19 protein-coding genes are annotated in these 17087 nt (G+C 63.7%); 6 read left to right on the top strand and 13 right to left on the bottom strand.

The features are described 5' to 3' along the window. Positions 1 to 5: 5 nt before the first annotated feature. The 5 genes from AC1VNY_RS32960 to bfr all read right to left on the bottom strand — a co-directional run bounded on the left by AC1VNY_RS32960 (position 6) and on the right by bfr (position 3587). A complete protein-coding gene (locus AC1VNY_RS32960; protein ID WP_016843073.1) occupies positions 6 to 206 on the bottom strand; it encodes a hypothetical protein in 201 nt (66 codons plus the stop codon). 83 nt (positions 207 to 289) lie between these two features. Next, positions 290 to 1291 carry a tryptophan--tRNA ligase gene (gene trpS, locus AC1VNY_RS32955; protein ID WP_482408296.1) on the bottom strand — a complete coding sequence of 334 codons (1002 nt, stop codon included), beginning with the start codon at positions 1289 to 1291 and terminating at the stop codon, positions 290 to 292. A 113-nt stretch (positions 1292 to 1404) separates the two neighbouring features. Next, positions 1405 to 1584 (bottom strand): hypothetical protein, encoded by a 180-nt coding sequence (locus tag AC1VNY_RS32950; RefSeq protein WP_482408295.1) that lies wholly within the window; start codon positions 1582 to 1584, stop codon positions 1405 to 1407. Positions 1585 to 1721: 137 nt separating this feature from the next. Beyond that, positions 1722 to 2777, bottom strand: a complete 1056-nt coding sequence (ftsZ, locus tag AC1VNY_RS32945) for a cell division protein FtsZ (RefSeq protein WP_482408294.1) — start codon at positions 2775 to 2777, stop codon at positions 1722 to 1724. A gap of 327 nt (positions 2778 to 3104) precedes the next feature. Beyond that, the gene (gene bfr, locus AC1VNY_RS32940; RefSeq protein WP_482408293.1) at positions 3105 to 3587 is read right to left on the bottom strand and encodes a bacterioferritin; all 483 of its coding nucleotides are present in this window, start codon (positions 3585 to 3587) and stop codon (positions 3105 to 3107) included. Positions 3588 to 3851: 264 nt separating this feature from the next. On the opposite strand from bfr, the gene AC1VNY_RS32935 reads away from it, so the two are divergent. The 3 genes from AC1VNY_RS32935 (at position 3852) to AC1VNY_RS32925 (ending at position 6326) form a co-directional block, all read left to right on the top strand. Then, the gene (locus AC1VNY_RS32935; protein ID WP_482408292.1) at positions 3852 to 4220 is read left to right on the top strand and encodes a VOC family protein; all 369 of its coding nucleotides are present in this window, start codon (positions 3852 to 3854) and stop codon (positions 4218 to 4220) included. A 123-nt stretch (positions 4221 to 4343) separates the two neighbouring features. Further along, positions 4344 to 5255: a complex I NDUFA9 subunit family protein gene (locus AC1VNY_RS32930; RefSeq protein WP_482408291.1), complete on the top strand. Its 912-nt coding sequence runs from the start codon at positions 4344 to 4346 to the stop codon at positions 5253 to 5255. A gap of 384 nt (positions 5256 to 5639) precedes the next feature. After that, positions 5640 to 6326: a hypothetical protein gene (locus AC1VNY_RS32925; RefSeq protein ID WP_482408290.1), complete on the top strand. Its 687-nt coding sequence runs from the start codon at positions 5640 to 5642 to the stop codon at positions 6324 to 6326. 63 nt (positions 6327 to 6389) lie between these two features. Here AC1VNY_RS32925 and AC1VNY_RS32920 read toward each other — a convergent pair whose 3' ends face one another. From AC1VNY_RS32920 to AC1VNY_RS32910, 3 genes are all read right to left on the bottom strand, one after another. Then, positions 6390 to 7031, bottom strand: coding sequence for a CarD family transcriptional regulator (locus AC1VNY_RS32920; RefSeq protein ID WP_482408289.1), 642 nt, complete (start codon positions 7029 to 7031; stop codon positions 6390 to 6392). Between the two features lie 17 nt (positions 7032 to 7048). Further along, positions 7049 to 7306 carry a hypothetical protein gene (locus AC1VNY_RS32915; protein WP_482408288.1) on the bottom strand — a complete coding sequence of 86 codons (258 nt, stop codon included), beginning with the start codon at positions 7304 to 7306 and terminating at the stop codon, positions 7049 to 7051. Positions 7307 to 7499: 193 nt separating this feature from the next. Continuing rightward, entirely contained in the window at positions 7500 to 8234 is a 735-nt protein-coding gene (locus AC1VNY_RS32910) for an SDR family NAD(P)-dependent oxidoreductase (protein ID WP_482408287.1), read from the bottom strand. A 196-nt stretch (positions 8235 to 8430) separates the two neighbouring features. Here AC1VNY_RS32910 and AC1VNY_RS32905 point away from each other — a divergent pair, with 196 nt between their 5' ends. Together AC1VNY_RS32905 and puuE are read left to right on the top strand one after the other, a co-directional pair. After that, positions 8431 to 8844, top strand: a complete 414-nt coding sequence (locus tag AC1VNY_RS32905; RefSeq protein WP_482408286.1) for a DUF3830 family protein — start codon at positions 8431 to 8433, stop codon at positions 8842 to 8844. 1 nt (position 8845) lies between these two features. After that, positions 8846 to 9784, top strand: coding sequence for an allantoinase PuuE (puuE, locus tag AC1VNY_RS32900; RefSeq protein ID WP_482408285.1), 939 nt, complete (start codon positions 8846 to 8848; stop codon positions 9782 to 9784). Between the two features lie 282 nt (positions 9785 to 10066). On the opposite strand, the gene AC1VNY_RS32895 is transcribed toward puuE, so the two are convergent. Genes AC1VNY_RS32895 through AC1VNY_RS32875 form a run of 5 tightly spaced genes read right to left on the bottom strand, consistent with a single transcriptional unit; the run spans position 10067 to position 15442 of the window. Next, entirely contained in the window at positions 10067 to 11599 is a 1533-nt protein-coding gene (locus AC1VNY_RS32895; protein WP_482408284.1) for an ABC transporter ATP-binding protein, read from the bottom strand. Beyond that, on the bottom strand, positions 11596 to 12279 hold the full coding sequence (gene biuH, locus AC1VNY_RS32890) for a biuret amidohydrolase (protein ID WP_482408283.1): 684 nt from the start codon (positions 12277 to 12279) through the stop codon (positions 11596 to 11598). The genes AC1VNY_RS32895 and biuH overlap by 4 nt, the downstream gene beginning before the upstream one ends. A gap of 19 nt (positions 12280 to 12298) precedes the next feature. Further along, a complete protein-coding gene (locus AC1VNY_RS32885) occupies positions 12299 to 13225 on the bottom strand; it encodes an ABC transporter permease (protein WP_028339446.1) in 927 nt (308 codons plus the stop codon). Between the two features lies 1 nt (position 13226). Continuing rightward, positions 13227 to 14336 carry an ABC transporter permease gene (locus AC1VNY_RS32880; RefSeq protein ID WP_482408282.1) on the bottom strand — a complete coding sequence of 370 codons (1110 nt, stop codon included), beginning with the start codon at positions 14334 to 14336 and terminating at the stop codon, positions 13227 to 13229. Next, on the bottom strand, positions 14333 to 15442 hold the full coding sequence (locus AC1VNY_RS32875; RefSeq protein WP_482408281.1) for a BMP family ABC transporter substrate-binding protein: 1110 nt from the start codon (positions 15440 to 15442) through the stop codon (positions 14333 to 14335). Before AC1VNY_RS32875 ends, AC1VNY_RS32880 begins: the two co-directional genes overlap by 4 nt. Positions 15443 to 15815: 373 nt before the next feature. Between AC1VNY_RS32875 and AC1VNY_RS32870 the strand changes: the two genes are divergently transcribed. Beyond that, positions 15816 to 17087: an allantoate amidohydrolase gene (locus tag AC1VNY_RS32870; RefSeq protein ID WP_482408280.1), complete on the top strand. Its 1272-nt coding sequence runs from the start codon at positions 15816 to 15818 to the stop codon at positions 17085 to 17087.

Raw genomic sequence — 17087 nt, 5'->3', positions numbered from 1 at the left:
ACAGGTCAATGGGCGCGGGGGCTGAGCGCACTGGTAATCGCGCCGACCGATGGCGGGTTCTCGTTCGCCCAGGCCTCATGCGCGGCCAGGTCGCGGTAATGCTCGGCCATGCGCAGCAGCCGCTCGCGGATGCCGGCATCTTCCTCGCCCTTGGCCTGATCGGTCAATTGTGCGGCGCGTTCGAGAAGCGTTTTCGGATCGATCACGACAAGCTCCAAATCCGGTTTTCGCCAAGCGGACAACTGTTACAGGCAAGCACAGTTCCTGCCATGGTTTGATGACAGCGCATTCAGAGCTGGAACACGCCGAGTCCCGCCATCACATCGCGCTTGGTGCGCTCGGTGATCTCCCGGGCTTTCAGGGTTCCGCGCCTGATCACGTCAGCGACATGGTCGCGATTGCTTGCCAGCTCGGCGCGCCGGGCCCGGATCGGCGCGATCAGGGCTTGCAGGATGTCCTCCAGCCGCCGTTTGACCGCTGCGTCGCCGAGACCGCCGCGCCGATAGCGCGCCTTCAATTCCTCGACCGCGTGGTGATCGTCATCGAACGCGTCGAGATAGCTGAAGACGACATTGCCCTCGATCTTGCCGGGGTCGCCGACGCGCAGATGATCGGGGTCGGTGAACATCGCGCGCACCGCGGCCGAGATGTCACCGGGCGAGGCCGAGAGAGCAATCGCATTGCCGGCGGACTTGCTCATCTTGGCGCGCCCGTCGACGCCCGGCAGCCGTCCCGCGCGCGGTATGATGGCCACCGCCTCCTGCAGGAGCGCACGACCGGCGAGCGCGTTGACGCGCCTGATGATCTCGTTGGTCTGCTCGATCAGGGGAGCCTGGTCCTCGCCGACCGGCACGACGGTGGCCCGAAACGCGGTGATATCGGCGGCCTGCGCCACCGGGTAGCACAGGAAGCCCGCCGGGATGTCGCGTCCGAATCCGCGGGCGCGGATCTCGTCCTTGATGGTGGGATTGCGCTCCAGCCGCGCGACGGTGACGAGGTTGAGATAGAGCAACGACAATTCCGCGAGCGCCGGCAGTTGCGACTGCAGGCAGATCGAGGTTCGTTCGGGATCGATGCCGACGGCGAGATAATCCAGCGCGACCTCGATGACGTTGCCGCGGACCTTGCCGATGTCGTGCGCGTTGTCGGTCAGCGCCTGCATGTCGGCGAGCAGCAGGAACTGCTCATGACTGTCCTGAAACGCGAGGCGGCTTCTGAGCGAGCCGACGTAATGGCCGAGATGCAGCGGCCCGGTGGTGCGGTCGCCGGTGAGGATGATCGGTTTGGTCACGGCTTGTCTCCATTCGGTTGAATGGGGACGCCGCATGCGGGCCGGATGAGGTGAAAGAAAAAGGCCGCCCGATGCGGCGGCCCCGAAATGCATGAACGCGTTCGGCCCGCCTGTCAGTCGGCGAGCCACCAGAAATTGGCGATCAGGATCGAGCGGTTCATGGCGTGAGGCGTAAGGCAATCAAGCGAGCCGGTCAAGCCGGCATAGCCAGGGTGCGTACTCATAAAGTCGGTTGCTGCGAGCCGGCCGCCTGATGTCTGCTTCTGCCCCAACAGCGGCGCGGGAGCGGACATCGCGGCACTTCGCCTTCGGGCCACGACCGGAAATAGCCGAGTGCCCGGCGTTCATGGACGCGGAGTAGCCAAGGTCGATACCGAAACGCTCCTTTATTGCGCGCACTGGACCGACGCGCCGATGCGGTGCGCGTCGGTCAGCGGTGTACTGCGCTCGATCCGGCGATTTGACGGCTGTCGTTGCGCAGCCTGCCGGCGAGCTCTGTAAGTGAGCTTTCCGCTGGTTGCGCGTGGGGTGCCGGGTCAAGATTATCGATGCCGGTCGCCACTACCGAGACGCGGACGATACCCTCCAGGCTTTCATCAAACGATGCGCCAATGATGATGTTGGCGTCCTGGTCGGCCTCGTCGCGAATGCGGGTAGCAGCTTCGTCGACCTCGAATAACATCAGGTCCTTGCCGCCAGTGATGGAAATGATGAGGCCGCTGGCACGCTTGATCGAGGGGTCCTCGATCAATGGATTTGAAATCGCGGCTACGGCGGCGGTGACCACGCGGTTCGCGCCGGAAGCCTCGCCTCTGCCCATCATGGCCTTGCCCTTCTCCCGCATGACGGCGAGAACGTCGGCAAAATCGAGGTTGATCAGGCCTTCCTTGACTATGAGGTCGCTGATGCAGGCCACACCCGAATAAAGCACCTGATCGGCTAACACGAAAGCATTGGAGAACGTGGTTTTTTCGTTGGCCACCCGGAATAGGTTCTGGTTTGGGATGATCAGCAGAGTATCTACCACCTTCAGTAGTTCCGCGATGCCGGCCTCGGCAAGGCGCATGCGGCGCTGGCCCTCGAAGTGGAATGGCTTGGTGACTACACCGATGGTGAGAATGCCAAGCTCGCGCGCGGTCTTGGCGATAATGGGCGCTGCGCCGGTGCCGGTACCGCCGCCCATGCCGGCAGTAACGAACACCATGTGTGCGCCGGTCAAAGAATCGCGGATCGCGTCGATCGTCTCTTCGGCTGCGGCGCGCCCCACTTCAGGATGCGAGCCAGCGCCGAGACCTTCCGTCACCCGCGTGCCCATCTGGATGAGGCGCTCGGCCTTCGACATGGTAAGCGCCTGTGCATCGGTATTGGCGACGATGAAGTCGACGCCTTGCAGCCCGGCCGCGATCATGTTGTTGACTGCATTGCCACCGGCACCGCCGACCCCAAACACGGTAATGCGCGCCTTCATCTCGCAAATATCGGTCATTCTTGCCTCACAATTGCTCTACCGAGCTGGGGACTGAGGGCTATACACCAGGATTTTGCTCCTAAGTGAGCGCGGCAAGCGCAGTCGCTTAGCAAGCGACGAGCGGCCACTGGCGAGATTTTCAGGCGCGCACCTGGCGCGGCATATGTCAGCGTCTTGGCGGACACCGGCTGTTCCTGGACCGAACCGAGCGGCAATCGGCTGATGATGACCAGGCTTGAGGTTAGGCTAGGCCGCGATGGTTAACGAATTCCTAACGGGCGAGCAGCGGTCATAATTCCGCGCCGCCGCGGTGTCCGATTTGGGCCGACAGCAGTCGTTTGCACTTTAGTCGTTGTCGAGCTCTCCGATATGACGCTGGGCATACAGCTCGAGGCCGATCCTCGCGACGAGTTCGATCTGGGTTTCCAGAAAATCGATATGCTCTTCCTCATCGTGCATGAGTTGCTCAAACAGATCCCGTGTCACGTAGTCCTTGACCTGATGGCACTGGGTCGCAGCTTCAGCGTAGAGGGAGTACGCCGACAATTCGGCTTGCAAGTCGCTATCGAGCACGGCCTTCACGGTCTTCCCGATATGGAGGGATTCCAGCGTCTGCATATTGGGAGATCCATCGAGGAAGATGATGCGTTCGATGAGCTTGTCTGCGTGTTGCATTTCTTCAATCGATTCCTTGCGCCACGCCTTGGCCAGCATCTTGTAGCCCCAATTGTCGAGGAGGCGGTAGTGCAGCCAGTACTGGTTCACTGCGGTGAGCTCGTGGCGCAGCGCTTTGTTGAGGTGTTCGATAACGTCTTTATCGCCCTTCATGCTCCCCTCCTTTTCGCGGGTGCCACCGGGATCGATTGGTTTTGCGGGCGCCTGGACTTGATGTTTGGCCGACGCGATGAAGAGCTTAGAGCGTCCGCGCTTTCGGTTCGAGCAGTTTGGGGCATCTACCGCTCGCCGTGAGCGGCGACGCAAGGAAAGGGGCGGGCGGCGCTGACTTGCTTACCGTTCGACGCACATGAGAGGTTAATCTCGGCGCCGCGACTTCAAAAAAGCGTAGGGAGGTAGAACAGGGGAGTTTTGGCCATGATCGAGAGGATAAGCGCGCTCACGCTGGGCACCCATGACATGCCACGAGCTGTCCGATTCTACCGAGCCCTGGGCTTTGAGATCCTGCATGGCGGCGAATGGTCGTCGTTCACCAGCTTTCGAGCAGGTCCGAGCTACCTCAACCTCATCGACCAACCTGCCGAACGACGCTGGTCCTGGTGGGGTCGGGTCATCTTCTACGTCACCGATGTTGACGCACTTTACGAACGCGCGCTCGCGGGGGGTTACCAGCCGGCGACAGTGCCCCGCGATGCCGAATGGGGTGAGCGTTTCTTCCACCTGGCTGACCCCGACGGCCACGAACTCAGTTTCGCTCGGCCTTTGCATCCGGCTTCCGTCCAATAGCGGTTCGAAGCGGCCTGCATTCCAACCGTCGCTGCGAAAGGGTATTGTTCCGACAGACGGCCATCGCCCTGACGTCAGCTTCGGCTCGGGCTATGGCGCGTTCTCTCGTGCAAAGATCAAAGGATGGCAACGAACGGTCGCACCGTCACTGTATTCGGCGGAACGGGGTTTCTCGGTCGCCGCATCGTTCAGCATCTGCGCGATCACGAATTTCCCGTCCGGATCGCGTCAAGGCATCCAGATCGCGGGCGCAGCCAGTTTGGACCGCATGATTCCCAACTTCTGTTCGTCCAGGCCGATATTCACGACGAACGGTCTGTCGCAAATGCGCTTGCCGGCGCTTACGCCGCCGTCAACACCGTCAGCCTTTACGTCGAGCGCGGGCGTGAGACGTTTCATTCCGTTCATGTCGAGTCCGCCCAGCGGGTAGCGGCCCAAGCGCACCGGGCCGGAGTCAAACGACTCGTTCACTTGTCAGGCATCGGCGCCGATGCCGCGTCTCGATCGCGGTACATCCGAGCGCGCGGCGAAGGTGAACTGGTGGTCAGGGCTACGTTTGCCGGCGCGTATATCATCCGACCCGCCGTCATGTTCGGACCGGACGATGCGTTTCTTACGACCATCCTCAACCTTCTCCGGCGGCTGCCGATCTATCCGATGTTCGGCCGCGGCTCGATGAAACTGCAGCCGGCCTATGTGGAAGATGTGGCGGAGGCGACTGTCCGGATCATCCAGCGAGCCGAGACGCAACCGACGATCTTCGAATGCGGCGGCCCTCGCGTTTATTCCTACGAAGAATTGGTCGGAATCATCGCGCATCAGGCCGGTCTTGCGCCCATCCTGGTCCCGATCCCGCTCGCCGTTTGGCACGCCCTGGCATGGGCTTCCGAAATACTCCCGGACCCGATTCTCACGCGCAATCAGGTGGAGCTGATGCAGATCGATACCGTGTCGTCGCCCGGCCTTGCCGAACTTGGGATTTCGCCGCAGCCGGTTGAGGCAATACTCCAAAAGATGCTGTCAACGCGCGGATGACGGGGACTCATCGGTTAGATCCGCTTCAGATAGCTGGTTCGCGCGCTACCACTACGAGACGCGATGGCTTATCCGCCGTTCGACGGCGGCAATATGGCTGTGCGCCGTCGGCAGCTGCAGATAGTTCGGGGGCAACTGACCTTGGGGTCACGAGCCCCGGCTCATGCGATGCACAACAGGAGACCGAGATTCGTTCATGCGGCGGGTGCTTCCGAGGCGGTCTGTTTGATCGTGTTCCTGCCAAGACGCGATTGGGCGTCACCAAGTCCACGTTGAACCGTCATCAATCTGGCGGGGACTAACCATTCAGCGCGGCTGGTCCAACCGCAAGCAGGACAAGACCGCGAAGCCGCCGCAGCCGAATGCCTTATATGGACCCTCTCCATGTCCGACACCCATGTCCGCGATCCCTCGTGGAAAACCGATTTAATCTGGCACTATTTCCACACCGTCACGACGGCGGCCAAGGCACCCGCCGCCTATCGCAAGTTCTACAGCAATCAGGACGCCAGCGACGAATTGGACAGCCGCCATCGCGTCTATGAAATGCTGGTGGATGAACAGCTGCACACCCTTCCCACCCTGGCGGCGACCGCTGACGCGTCGATGGAAAACTACAAGAAGAGCAAGCTGCCGTGGAACCAGAACAATGACGGCTTCCTCAAGGCAGTGAACAATGAATATTGGTGCGGTTCGATCATCAAGATCGTGTTTGTCCGCTATATGGGCTGGAAAATGGCCGAACCGACGGCGCGCGACCAGGTGAGCGCGGGCCGCGATCCCAGCAAAGCGGTAGATTGGACAATCAAGAATCTCGAAAACAAGGTGCCGGTGCGGGCTTCCCTCGGCGGCGCCCATTATGTGGGCATCGTCGGCCACCGCACATCGGGAGCCGACGGCAAGGTCACCGAGTTTCTGTGCCTCGACCCATGGGCCTATGGCATCGACGGGGGCAATCGGGACATGAAATATGCCGGTACAAAGACCGCCTTTCTCGGGATCAGCAAACGCGACGGCGCGATATGGACCTATAGCAACAAGACCGTCGCCTTCGTCGAACGGCCATCCTAGGAAATCATATCCGGCCGGCGGCGCCGGAACGACGCAGACGTTCCGAGGATGTGCGACCAGTCTCTATGCGCTCCGCCTGACCTCAGCAATGATGAGGCTTTCAAGCTGCTTGACGGCTTCCTCTTCAGTAATGCCGCTAACGAGCGCCACTTCTCCGGACAGGCGTTCGACCGCCGCAGCGTACAGCTGTCGTTCGCTGTAGCTCTGCTCGGGATTGACCGCGGGCCGATACAGATCGCGCATGACCTCCGCGATAGCGACAATATTGCCCGAATTGATCTTGCTTTCGTATTCTTGAGCAAGTCGGGACCAATTACCCCGCGCTTTGTGCGGCGCCTGTCCCAGGATTCGTCGCATGTGCTCGATCGAAACGGGATCGGACAGTTGACGCATTCCGGCGTTTGCCGCCTTCCGCGTCGGAACGCGGAGCGTCATCTTGCTCTTCGCGAAATAGACGACAAAGAACTCGAGGCAAGCCCCCGCCACCGTCTGTTCCTCAATCGCTACAATTTGGCCGACGCCGTGCGCAGGGTATACGATCAAGTCCGTTGCCCTAAATCCAAAGCGTGCCTCGCCGCCCTGGCCCTCATCCGTTTTATCGGCGGAGGTCACTGATGCTGAATGTGTGTGGTTCGAATAAGAAGATCTGGTCTGATTATCGAAATTCATTTCGCGACAAGCTCCATAGCTTCTGAAATTGCTCATGCCAATTCCAGCTCTGATCAATCAAGCGTCTGAAACAAACTGCCGGGCTGGAAATGATTCATGTTGCCCGATCTGATCCCTAACCAATAAGCCGCGAGCGCGTGCGCCGCCACGAGAATGACGCCTCCAATTTCCATTCCCTTCAATCGCTGTGGCTTCTTGGCAACGTGTTCCCACTCGGCGAAATCAATCGTTCCGTGCGGATGAAACGAGCATTTGCCAAACCCAAGGGACAGGATACCGGAGCAATCCGTGGAACCGGCAGGGATGCACATGTCTCTGCCGCTGCTGGTCCAGATGCACTCATCTGCAGGCGATGATCTCTCATGCCTCGATCAGTTCACTCATTCGTACCGCAGGCGCGATGATCCCGCGACCGACGCGCTATGACAAGCTCGCCGCCAACTACCTTGCTTTCGTTCAACTCGCATCGATCGGGCTATGGCTGCGCGCTGATGGGGCCGCGTCCTAGTTGAACGCCATGCCGCCGCTCATCGCGATGGTCTGTCCGGTCATGTAGGGATTGTTGACCAGCAGCATCACGGCCTGCGCGACCTCCTCGGCGGTGCCGAAACGGCCCATCGGAATGCGGCTGACGAGCTCGCTCTGTCCCTTCATCATGTCGGTCTCGATCAGCGACGGCGCGACGGCATTGACGGTGATGCCCTCCTTGACGAGGCGTGCGGCGTAGCCGCGGGTCAGGCCCTCCATGGCCGCCTTGGATGCGTTGTAGTGCGGCCCGATCGAGCCGGCGCCGCGCGCAGCGCCGGAGGAGATGTTGACGATGCGGCCCCATTTGCGGGTGCGCATCATCGGCAGCACCGCCTGCGTGCACAGAAACGCCGATTTGAGATTGACCGTGATGGTGCGGTCGAAATCCTCCTCGGTGAGGTCGTCGACACCCCTGACGATGGCGATGCCGGCATTGTTGACGAGGATGTCGACCGGGCCGAGCCCGGATTTGGCGCGCTCGACCAACTTGGCGACGGCGGCAGCTTCCGAGACGTCGGCGGCGATCGCGACGGCGCGGCCGCCGGCGGCAATGATGCCCTTCGCCAGCGTCTCCGCCTCGGCCGAGCGCTCGCGATAATTGATGGCGACGGCGGCGCCGGCATCCGCCAGCATCTTGACGATCGCCGCACCGATGCCGCGCGATCCGCCGGTCACCAGTGCCACATGTCCGTGCAGACTGCTTGTTGTCATCTGGTCATCCTGTTCGACGTATCCGCGCAGGCTCGCAAACGGGGAGGCGCGGCGCAACGAAACTCTGCTCAAATCTGCGTTGCGGGGGTGCCGAGCGACGGAAAACCGGCTTCCCGGGCCGGAATCGGCCTTGCGTCCGGCCCGGGCCGGCGGCAATGGTTGGGACATCACTTCTTGGCCCACCCACGAGAGATCGATGAGCAAACTGATTGTCCGCGCCGGCGAGTTCACCTTTGACGCCCGTTTCGAGGAGCAGCGCGCGCCGAAGACGGTCGCCGCGTTCCGCAAGGCGATGCCATTCGAGAGCCAGGCGATCCATGTACGCTGGAGCGGCGAGGGCGTCTGGATGCCGCTCGGCGATCTCGACTTCGGCGTGTCGTACGAGAACCACACCAGCTATCCGGCGCCGGGCCAGATCATCCTCTATCCCGGTGGCATCAGCGAGACCGAGATTCTGCTCGCCTATGGCGGCGTGCATTTCGCCAGCAAGATGGGCCAGCTCGCCGGCAATCATTTCATCACGCTGACCTCGGGGCTGGAGAACCTCACCGCCTTCGGCAAGACCGTGTTGTGGAAGGGCGCGCAGAACATCCGCTTCGAGGAAATCTGATGTGACCGAGGCCCGCTATCCGCGCGACCTCCGCGGCTACGGCCGCAATCCGCCCGACCCGAAATGGCCCGACGCGGCGCGCATCGCCGTGCAATTCGTGGTCAATTTCGAAGAGGGCGGCGAGAACAACATCCTGCACGGTGATCGCGCCTCGGAAGCGTTCCTGTCCGACGTGCTCGGCGCGCAGCCCTGGGTCGGGCAGCGTCACGCCAATATCGAAACGATGTTCGAATATGGCTCACGCGCCGGCTTCTGGCGGCTGTGGCGGATATTCACCGCGCGGAAGCTGCCGGCCACGGTGTTCGGCGTCGCGATGGCGCTGAAGCGCAATCCGGACGTTGTCGCCGCGATGCAAGAGGCAGGCTGGGACATCGCGAGCCACAGCCTGCGCTGGGTCGAGCACAGAGACATGTCGGAGGACGAGGAGCGCGAGGAGATCGCCCGCGCCGTTGCCGTGCATACCGAGGCGACAGGTGCGCGGCCGCTCGGCTGGTACACCGGCCGCTCCTCGATCAACACGATGCGGCTTTTGATGGAGGCGGGCGGCCTGCGCTATCTCTGCGACTCCTATGCCGACGATCTGCCGTATTGGATCAAGGCTGCCGGCACCGAGCCGCATCTCGTGATCCCCTATACGCTGGATGCCAACGACATGCGCTTCATCAACGCGCAGGGCTTCGGCGGCGGCGAGGAGTTCTACACTTACCTGAAAGACAGTTTCGACGTGCTCTATGCCGAGGGCGCGACCTCGCCGAAGATGATGTCGATCGGTCTGCATTGCCGTGTCGTCGGCCGTCCCGGCCGCGCCGCCGCGCTGATGCGCTTTCTCGACTACATCCAGAAGCACGAGCATGTCTGGGTGCCGACCCGGCTTGCAATCGCCGAGCATTGGCACGCCAATCTGAAGCATCTCGCGGAATACGCGTTCGAGATCGGGTAGGTTTGTCCCGGAGTGACGCGGAGCGCAGCCAGCTTCGTCATTGCAATGGCGGGATCTTGCCGGGATCGCGCGCCACAAACTCCGGTGTCGTCCCTGCGAAAGCAGGGACCCATACGCCGCGGCGGATGTTGTGAACGGGATTCGTCGTTCCAGCGCTGCGCAACAATCAACATTCGTGGTTATGGGTCCCTGCTCCCGTGCGCAATTGCGCACTAGGCAGGGACGACATCTTTGTGTGGCCAGAGCTGTTTGTCATTGCGAGCGAAGCGATGACGCGGATGGTCAATGCCCTGCCATGTGCCGGCCGATCTCGGTGAGGTCGGCCTCGCTGGCGCGGGCCTCATGCACGAACGCGCCGTGGAACATCACGACCAGCCGATCCGACAGCTCCAGCAGCTCATCGAGGTCCTCGCTGACCAACAGCACCGCCGCGCCGCGATTGCGGGCGGCCATGATCTCGGCGTGGATCTGCGCCACCGCCGCGAAGTCGAGTCCGAAGCAGGGATTGGCGGCGATCAGCACCTCGACGTCGCCCGAGAGCTCGCGCGCCAGCACGGCGCGCTGGACATTGCCGCCCGACAGCGCCGCGATTGGCGTCTCCGGCGTGCGGGTCTTGATCTTGTAGCGGTTGATCTTGCGCTCGGCGTCGTTGCGGAAGGCGGCACGGTTCAGCCACCAGCCGCCGCGTGCGAACGGGGCGCGATCGAACTCGCGGAATGCGATGTTGTCGGCGACGCTCATGCCGCCGACGCAAGCGTTCTTCAGCGGCTCTTCCGGCAGCAGCGACATCCTGTGGCGCCGCATCTCCGCGCGGCTCGCCGCATAGCTCTCGCCCTGGACGCGGATCACGCCGCTCTCGGCCTCGCGCTGGCCGGCCAGGACCTCGACGAGCTGGCGCTGGCCGTTGCCGGAGACGCCGGCAATGCCGACGATCTCGCCGCTCTTCACGGTCAGTGACACGCCGTGCACGGCGATCGCCCCGGCATCGTCGAGCGCGGTGAGCTTGTCGAGCTCGAGCCGGGCCGCGCCGGTCTCGCCGGTGCGCGGCGGCTGCACCGTCAGCTGCTCGGCGCCGATCATGGTGCGGGCCATCTCGTCCGGCGTCAGCTCGGCAACCCGGCCGGTGCCGGCAAGCTTGCCGCGGCGCAGGATGGTCACCTCGTCGGCGAAGGCCATCACCTCGCGGAACTTGTGCGTGATCATCAGGATGGTGAGCTCGCCCGCCACCACCATCGCGCGCAGCATGCCGAGCACCTCGTCGGCCTCGCCCGGCGTCAGCACCGAGGTCGGCTCGTCCAGGATCAGGAAGCGCCGCTTCAGATACAGCTGCTTGAGGATCTCGCATTTCTGCCGTTCGCCGGCGGAGATGTCGGAGACCTTTGCGTCGAGCGGCACCTTGAACGGCATCCGCGCCAGGAAGGCCTCGAGCTCCTTCTTCTCCTTGCGCCAGTCGACCACGGCAGGCACGTCGTCGCGCGCCAGCACCAAATTCTCGCCGACCGTCATCGCCGGCACCAAAGTAAAGTGCTGGTAGACCATGCCGAGCCCGAGCGCATGCGCGTCCCTCGGATTGGCGATCGCCTGCTGGCGGCCGCCGACGAGGATGTCGCCTTCGGTGGCGTGGTAATAGCCCATGATGCATTTCACGAGCGTGCTCTTGCCCGCGCCGTTTTCACCAAGCAAGGCGTGGAACGAGCCGGAACGCACCTTGAGCTCGACATTGTCGAGCGCTGTGAAATCGCCGAACCGCATCGTCATGGCGATGGCATCGACGCCGAACGCGCCTGATGGTGCGGGCGGCTCGCCGATGATCATGACAGTGCCCCGATCAGGTCGGCGGATTTGGTCACCGCGCCGAACACGCCGCCCTGCATCTTGATCATCTTCAGTGCATGATCGTGGTTGCTTCGGTCGGTCGCGCCGCAGCAGTCCTCGACCAGCACGCATTCGAAGCCGCGGTCATTGGCCTCGCGCATGGTGGTGTGGACGCAGACATCGGTGGTGATGCCGGTCAGCACGATGTTGTCGATGCCGCGCAGCCGCAGCATCAGCTCGAGGTCGGTGGCGCAGAACGAGCCTTTTCCGGGCTTGTCGATGATGGGCTCGCCCGGCAGCGGCGCGAGGTCGGGAATGATCTCCCAGCCGGGTTCGCCGCGCACCAGGATGCGGCCGCAGGGGCCGGGATCGCCGATGCCGGCGCCGATCTGGCGCGAGCGCCAGCGCTTGTTGGCGGGCAGGTCGGCCAGATCAGGGCGGTGCCCCTCGCGCGTATGGATGATGTGAAAGCCCTGCGCGCGCATCACCGCGAGCAGCTTCCTGATCGGCTCGATCGGCGCGCGGGTCAGCGAGAGGTCGTAGCCCATCTTGTCGACATAGCCGCCGACGCCGCAGAAATCGGTCTGCATATCGATGATGATGAGCGCGGTATTCTGCGGCCGCAGATCGCCATTATAGGGCCAGGCGTAGGGCTCGGACTTGATGAAGCGCTCGGGCATGAAATGATCTTTCGAGATGCTATCGGGTGATGGACAATTCGGCGGGCGCGCCGGTCAGCGTGCGTTTCGGCGAGCAGGTGATGATCATGATCGCCAAGGTCAGGATGTACGGCGCGGCGTTGAACAGATGATAGCCGGAGGTGATACCGACCGATTGCAGCGCGGGCCCGAGCGCGGCCGCGCCGCCGAAGGCGAGCGAGGCCCACAGGCACAGCATCGGGTCCCAGCGCGCGAAGATCACCAGCGCCACCGCCGTGATGCCCTGTCCCGAGGAAAGGCCTTCGTTCCAGCTGCCGGGATAGAACAGCGACAGGAAGGAGCCGCCGATGCCGGCGAGGAAGCCGCCGACCATGGTGGCGCGCAACCTGATCAGCAGAACTGAGTGGCCCATCGCGCGCGCCGCATCGGCGCTCTCGCCGGCGGTGCGGATCAACAGGCCCCAGCGCGTGGTTCGGAAAGCCCAGTAGAGCAGCGGCGCGATCGCGACGCCGATCAGGAACAGCACGTTGATGCGCAGCGCCGCGCGCACCTGCGGCACGTCGCTCCACCAGCCGAAATCGATCGCCGGCAGCCTCGCCGCCGTCGGCTCGATCAGCGGCTTGCCAAGGAAGAACGCGAGGCCCGTGCCGAGCAGCATCAGCGCGATGCCGACCGCGATGTCGTTGACGCGCGGCAGCGAGCAGATCCCGGCATGCAGCGCGCCGAACAGCGCGCCGGTGATTCCGGCCGCGAGCACCCCTAACCACGGCGAGCCCGAGAGATAGGAGATGCCGTAGGCGCTCATCGCGCCCATCACCAGCGTGCCCTCGAGGCCGAGATTGATGCGGCCACTTCGCTCTGTGATGCACTCGCCGAGGCTGACGAACAGGAACGGCGTCGAGACGCGGATGGCGCCGCCGAACACGGCCAGCGGAACGGTCCAGAGCCCGAGCGATGCGTCCGCCATGTCAGGACTTTCCCTTCAGGAAGCCGATGCGCCCATAGAGCGCGTCGCTGGCCAGCACGAACACGAAGATGATGCCTTGCAGCACCAGCACCGAGGCGTCGGGCAGGCCGAGCCGCCGCTGCAACAAGCCGCCGGAAGCCGAGATGCCGCCGAGCAGGATCGCCACTGGAATGATCGCCAGCGGATTCTGCCGCGCCAGGAACGCGACCAGGATGCCGGTGAAGCCGTAGCCCGCCGCGAGGTTGGCGTTGGTGCGGCCCTGCACCGCCGCGACCTCGATCATGCCGGCCAGCCCGGCGCAGCTGCCGGCGAGGAAGCAGACGGTCAGGATCAGCTTGCCGACACTGAGGCCGACGATCTTGGCGGCGCGGATGTTTCCGCCGGCGACGCGCGCCGCGAAGCCGAAGGTGGTGTGATAGATCAGGATGTAGGCGGCAACGGCCGCGACGAGGCCGAACGCCAGGCCCCAATGCACGTCGGTGCCGGGAATGGTGCCGATCATGTTGGCGGCGCCGATCTCGCGCGTCGACGGCTTGTTGAGGCTCGCCGGATCGCGCATCGGGCCCTCGACCAGATGGTTGAGGATCGCGAGCGCGATATAGACCAGCAGCAGGCTCGAGATCGTCTCGTTGACCCCGCGATATTGCCGCAGGCCGCCCGACAGCGTGATCCAGAGGCCGCCGCCGATCATGCCGGCGATCACCATGGCGATCTGCACCACGATCGGCGCCGCGCCTTGCAGCGCCAGCGCGGCCGCGGTTGCCGACAGCGCGCCGATCAGCAGCGCGCCTTCGCCGCCGATGATGACCATGCCGAGCTGCGCCGGCAGCGCCGTGCACAGCGCGGTCATGATCAGCGGTGCGGCGCGGGTCAGCGTGTTCTGCCAGGAGAAGGCGGTGCCGAACGCGCCGTAGTACATGTAGAAATACAGATCGAGCGGGTTCTTGCCGTACAGCGCGACAAAACCGCCGAACACCGCGAGCGCGCCGACCAGCGCCGCGGCCGGGATCAGGATGTATTCGATGCTCGCGCCGTGGCGCTGGAGGAATCCGGGATCGGCGGCCGGAGCGATGCCGGCCGCCTCCACCGATTCCGCCGTTTCCGTCGTCACGCGGTGGCTCCGATCACGCCTTCGACGAGATAGTCCATTTTCTCGAGCTCGGGATCCTGCTGGCCGCGATCGGTGCCGGAAGCGATCACCGTCTTGCCCTTGTTGTCGACGAGCGGGCCCTTGAAGATCGTAAACTCGCCGGTCATGAACTTGGCCTTGACGTCGTCGGCATGCTTGCGCGCCTCGGCGGACACCATCTCGCCATAGGGCGACACCTTGACGATCTCTTCCTTGAGGCCGCCGCGATAGAAGTTCGGGATCGCTTCGCCGGCGGTGATCATCTTGACGAATTTCGGGTAGAGGGCCTCCCAATTCCACTCGGCGCCGGTGAGATAGGCCTTCGGCGCCAGCGGCGACTGGTTGACGTGATAGCCGCAGACGAAAGCGCCGCGGCGCGCGGCGTTCTCGACCATCGTCTTCGGTCCGTCGACATGGCAGGTCAGCACGTCGACGCCCTGGTCGATCAGGCTGTTGGTCGCCTCGGCTTCCTTGACCGGCATCGACCAGTCGCCGGTGAAGATCACCTGCGTGGTCGCCTTCGGATTGGCGAGCCGGGCGCCGAGCGTGAATGCGTTGATGTTGCGCAGCACCTGCGGGATCGGCTTGGCGGCGACGAAGCCGAGTTTGCCGCTCTTGGTCGAATAGCCGGCGACGATGCCGGAGATGTATTGCGCTTCGTCGATATAGCCGAAATAGCTGCCGGCGTTCTTCGGGTCCTTGTCGGACCACAGCCCGCCGCAATGCTCGAAATGCAGTTTTGGAAACTTGCCCGCCATCTTGAGGACGTGCGGGTTGTAGTAGCCGAACGAGGTCGGGAACATGAGCGTGGCGCCGTCGAGATTGATCATGGACTCGATGGTCTTCTCGACTGCATCGGTCTCCGGCACCTTTTCTTCCTCGACGACCTTGATGCCGGGAAGCTTCTTCACCGCCGCGGCTCCTTGCGCGTGCGCCTGGTTGTAGCCGTAGTCGTCGCGCGACCCGACATAGATGAAGCCGATCGTGGTTTCGGCTGCCGCCGCGCCACGAATGCCAAGCGTGCCGCCGAGCGCCAGTGCGGCGCTCCCCTGCAATAAATGCCTTCTTGAAATCCTGCCAAAATCCATCGCCTGCTCCCTCCGGCGGGTCCGGCCCGCCTGTCCTTGTCGCAGCCGCCCGACGGCGGAGCTTGAGGGAAGTGTCGCAAGCTTCATGCCAGAGCATGTTTGGCGATCATTCCTCCGTAAGTAGCTGAATGTACGTGGGAATGATGATCGGCCCCGGAACGCTCGGAAGCTGATTGAGATAGATTTGCCTATTTTATGAGCGATCGATCGCTGTTGTATGCAATGCCGTTAAGCAGTCGCTAACCGCCGGACAGCCGGTGCGAGCCCGGTCGGGGCCTGCGCGCGACGCGCCATTTGCCGGCTGGTGAATCGGATCGGGCCTGCTACGAGTGAAGCGGGCTCCGGCGGCCGCGTTGGACTGATGGGAAACAGCATGAGCGAGACAAAACCGTCCTCGAAACCGTCTTCCGTTGGCGACGAGATCGTGGCGCGGATCAATCAGCTCGCGACGATCTCCGAGACGCCGGAGCATCTGGCGCGAGTCTTCCTCACCGACGAGCACCGCAAGGCGGCCGATCTCATCCTGTCCTGGATGCGCGAGGCCGGCATGAGCGCGCATCTCGACGCCATCGGCAATGTCTGCGGCCGCTACGAGGGCGAGCGGCCGGGCCTGCCGGCGCTGATGCTCGGCTCGCACTACGACACCGTGCGCGACGCCGGCAGATGGGATGGCCCGCTTGGCGTCATCTCCGCAATCGCCTGCGTCGCCGATCTGAACCGGCGCGGCAGGCGACTGCCGTTCGCGATCGAGATCGTGGGCTTTGCGGACGAGGAGGGCGTGCGCTTCGCCTCGACCCTGCTCGGCAGCCGCGCAGTCGCCGGCACCTTCGACGAGAGCGTGCTCACCACGCGCGATCGCGCCGGCACGTCGATGCGCGACGCGCTGATCCAGTTCGGGCTCGATCCCGATCATATCGGCAGGGCGGCGCGCGCCCGCCGCGAGCTGCTCGGCTATGTCGAGCTGCACATCGAGCAGGGCCCCGTGCTGGAAGAGAAGGCGCTGCCGGTCGGCGTCGTCACCGCGATTTCGGGTGCGACCCGGCTGGCTGCCAGCCTCACCGGCGTCGCCGGCCATGCCGGCACGGTGCCGATGAAGCTGCGGCGCGATGCGCTGGCGGGCGCTGCCGAATGCATCGTTGCGATCGAACAGTTTTGCCAGTCCGACGAACAAGGCCTCGTCGGCACCGTCGGCTATGTCAACGCGATGCCGGGCGCCACCAATGTGATCCCGGGCAAGGTGTCGTTCACCATGGACATCCGCTCGCAGAACGACATGCATCGCAAGCGCGCCGTCGCCGACATCGTGCGGCAGATCGAGGCGATCGCAAAACGTCGCGACCTCGCCTTGCAGATCGATGTCACCCACGAGAACCGCAGCGTGCCCTGCGCGCCGTGGCTCAAGACGCAGATCGCCGAGGCCGTCGCGGCCGAGGGCCATGCCGCGTTCGAGCTGCCGAGCGGGGCCGGGCATGACGGCATGGCGATGGTCGATGTCGCCGATATCGGCATGATCTTCGTGCGCTGCCGCGGCGGGATCAGCCACAATCCGGCCGAGCATGTCGAGCTCGCCGATGCCGACACCGGCGCGCGGGTGCTGCTGCGCTTCGTCGAGAATTTTCGTCCGCACGGTGCAGTGAATAGCTAA

This window comes from Bradyrhizobium ferriligni, assembly GCF_056837965.1.
This window is presented reverse-complemented; position numbering and strand designations above follow the sequence as displayed.

Excerpts from the sequence above, each read along its gene's own strand:
- AC1VNY_RS32905 (WP_482408286.1), top strand. The coding sequence starts at position 8,431 with ATGAGCAAACTGATTGTCCGCGCCGGCGAGTTCACCTTTGACGCCCGT.
- AC1VNY_RS32920 (WP_482408289.1), bottom strand. The coding sequence starts at position 7,031 with ATGAGCAATTTCAGAAGCTATGGAGCTTGTCGCGAAATGAATTTCGAT.
- AC1VNY_RS32915 (WP_482408288.1), bottom strand. The coding sequence starts at position 7,306 with ATGTGCATCCCTGCCGGTTCCACGGATTGCTCCGGTATCCTGTCCCTT.
- ftsZ (WP_482408294.1), bottom strand. The coding sequence starts at position 2,777 with ATGACCGATATTTGCGAGATGAAGGCGCGCATTACCGTGTTTGGGGTC.
- bfr (WP_482408293.1), bottom strand. The coding sequence starts at position 3,587 with ATGAAGGGCGATAAAGACGTTATCGAACACCTCAACAAAGCGCTGCGC.
- AC1VNY_RS32885 (WP_028339446.1), bottom strand. The coding sequence starts at position 13,225 with ATGGCGGACGCATCGCTCGGGCTCTGGACCGTTCCGCTGGCCGTGTTC.
- AC1VNY_RS32870 (WP_482408280.1), top strand. The coding sequence starts at position 15,816 with ATGAGCGAGACAAAACCGTCCTCGAAACCGTCTTCCGTTGGCGACGAG.
- AC1VNY_RS32935 (WP_482408292.1), top strand. The coding sequence starts at position 3,852 with ATGATCGAGAGGATAAGCGCGCTCACGCTGGGCACCCATGACATGCCA.
- AC1VNY_RS32930 (WP_482408291.1), top strand. The coding sequence starts at position 4,344 with ATGGCAACGAACGGTCGCACCGTCACTGTATTCGGCGGAACGGGGTTT.
- AC1VNY_RS32950 (WP_482408295.1), bottom strand. The coding sequence starts at position 1,584 with ATGTCCGCTCCCGCGCCGCTGTTGGGGCAGAAGCAGACATCAGGCGGC.
- AC1VNY_RS32875 (WP_482408281.1), bottom strand. The coding sequence starts at position 15,442 with ATGGATTTTGGCAGGATTTCAAGAAGGCATTTATTGCAGGGGAGCGCC.
- AC1VNY_RS32925 (WP_482408290.1), top strand. The coding sequence starts at position 5,640 with ATGTCCGACACCCATGTCCGCGATCCCTCGTGGAAAACCGATTTAATC.
- AC1VNY_RS32895 (WP_482408284.1), bottom strand. The coding sequence starts at position 11,599 with ATGATCATCGGCGAGCCGCCCGCACCATCAGGCGCGTTCGGCGTCGAT.
- AC1VNY_RS32910 (WP_482408287.1), bottom strand. The coding sequence starts at position 8,234 with ATGACAACAAGCAGTCTGCACGGACATGTGGCACTGGTGACCGGCGGA.
- biuH (WP_482408283.1), bottom strand. The coding sequence starts at position 12,279 with ATGCCCGAGCGCTTCATCAAGTCCGAGCCCTACGCCTGGCCCTATAAT.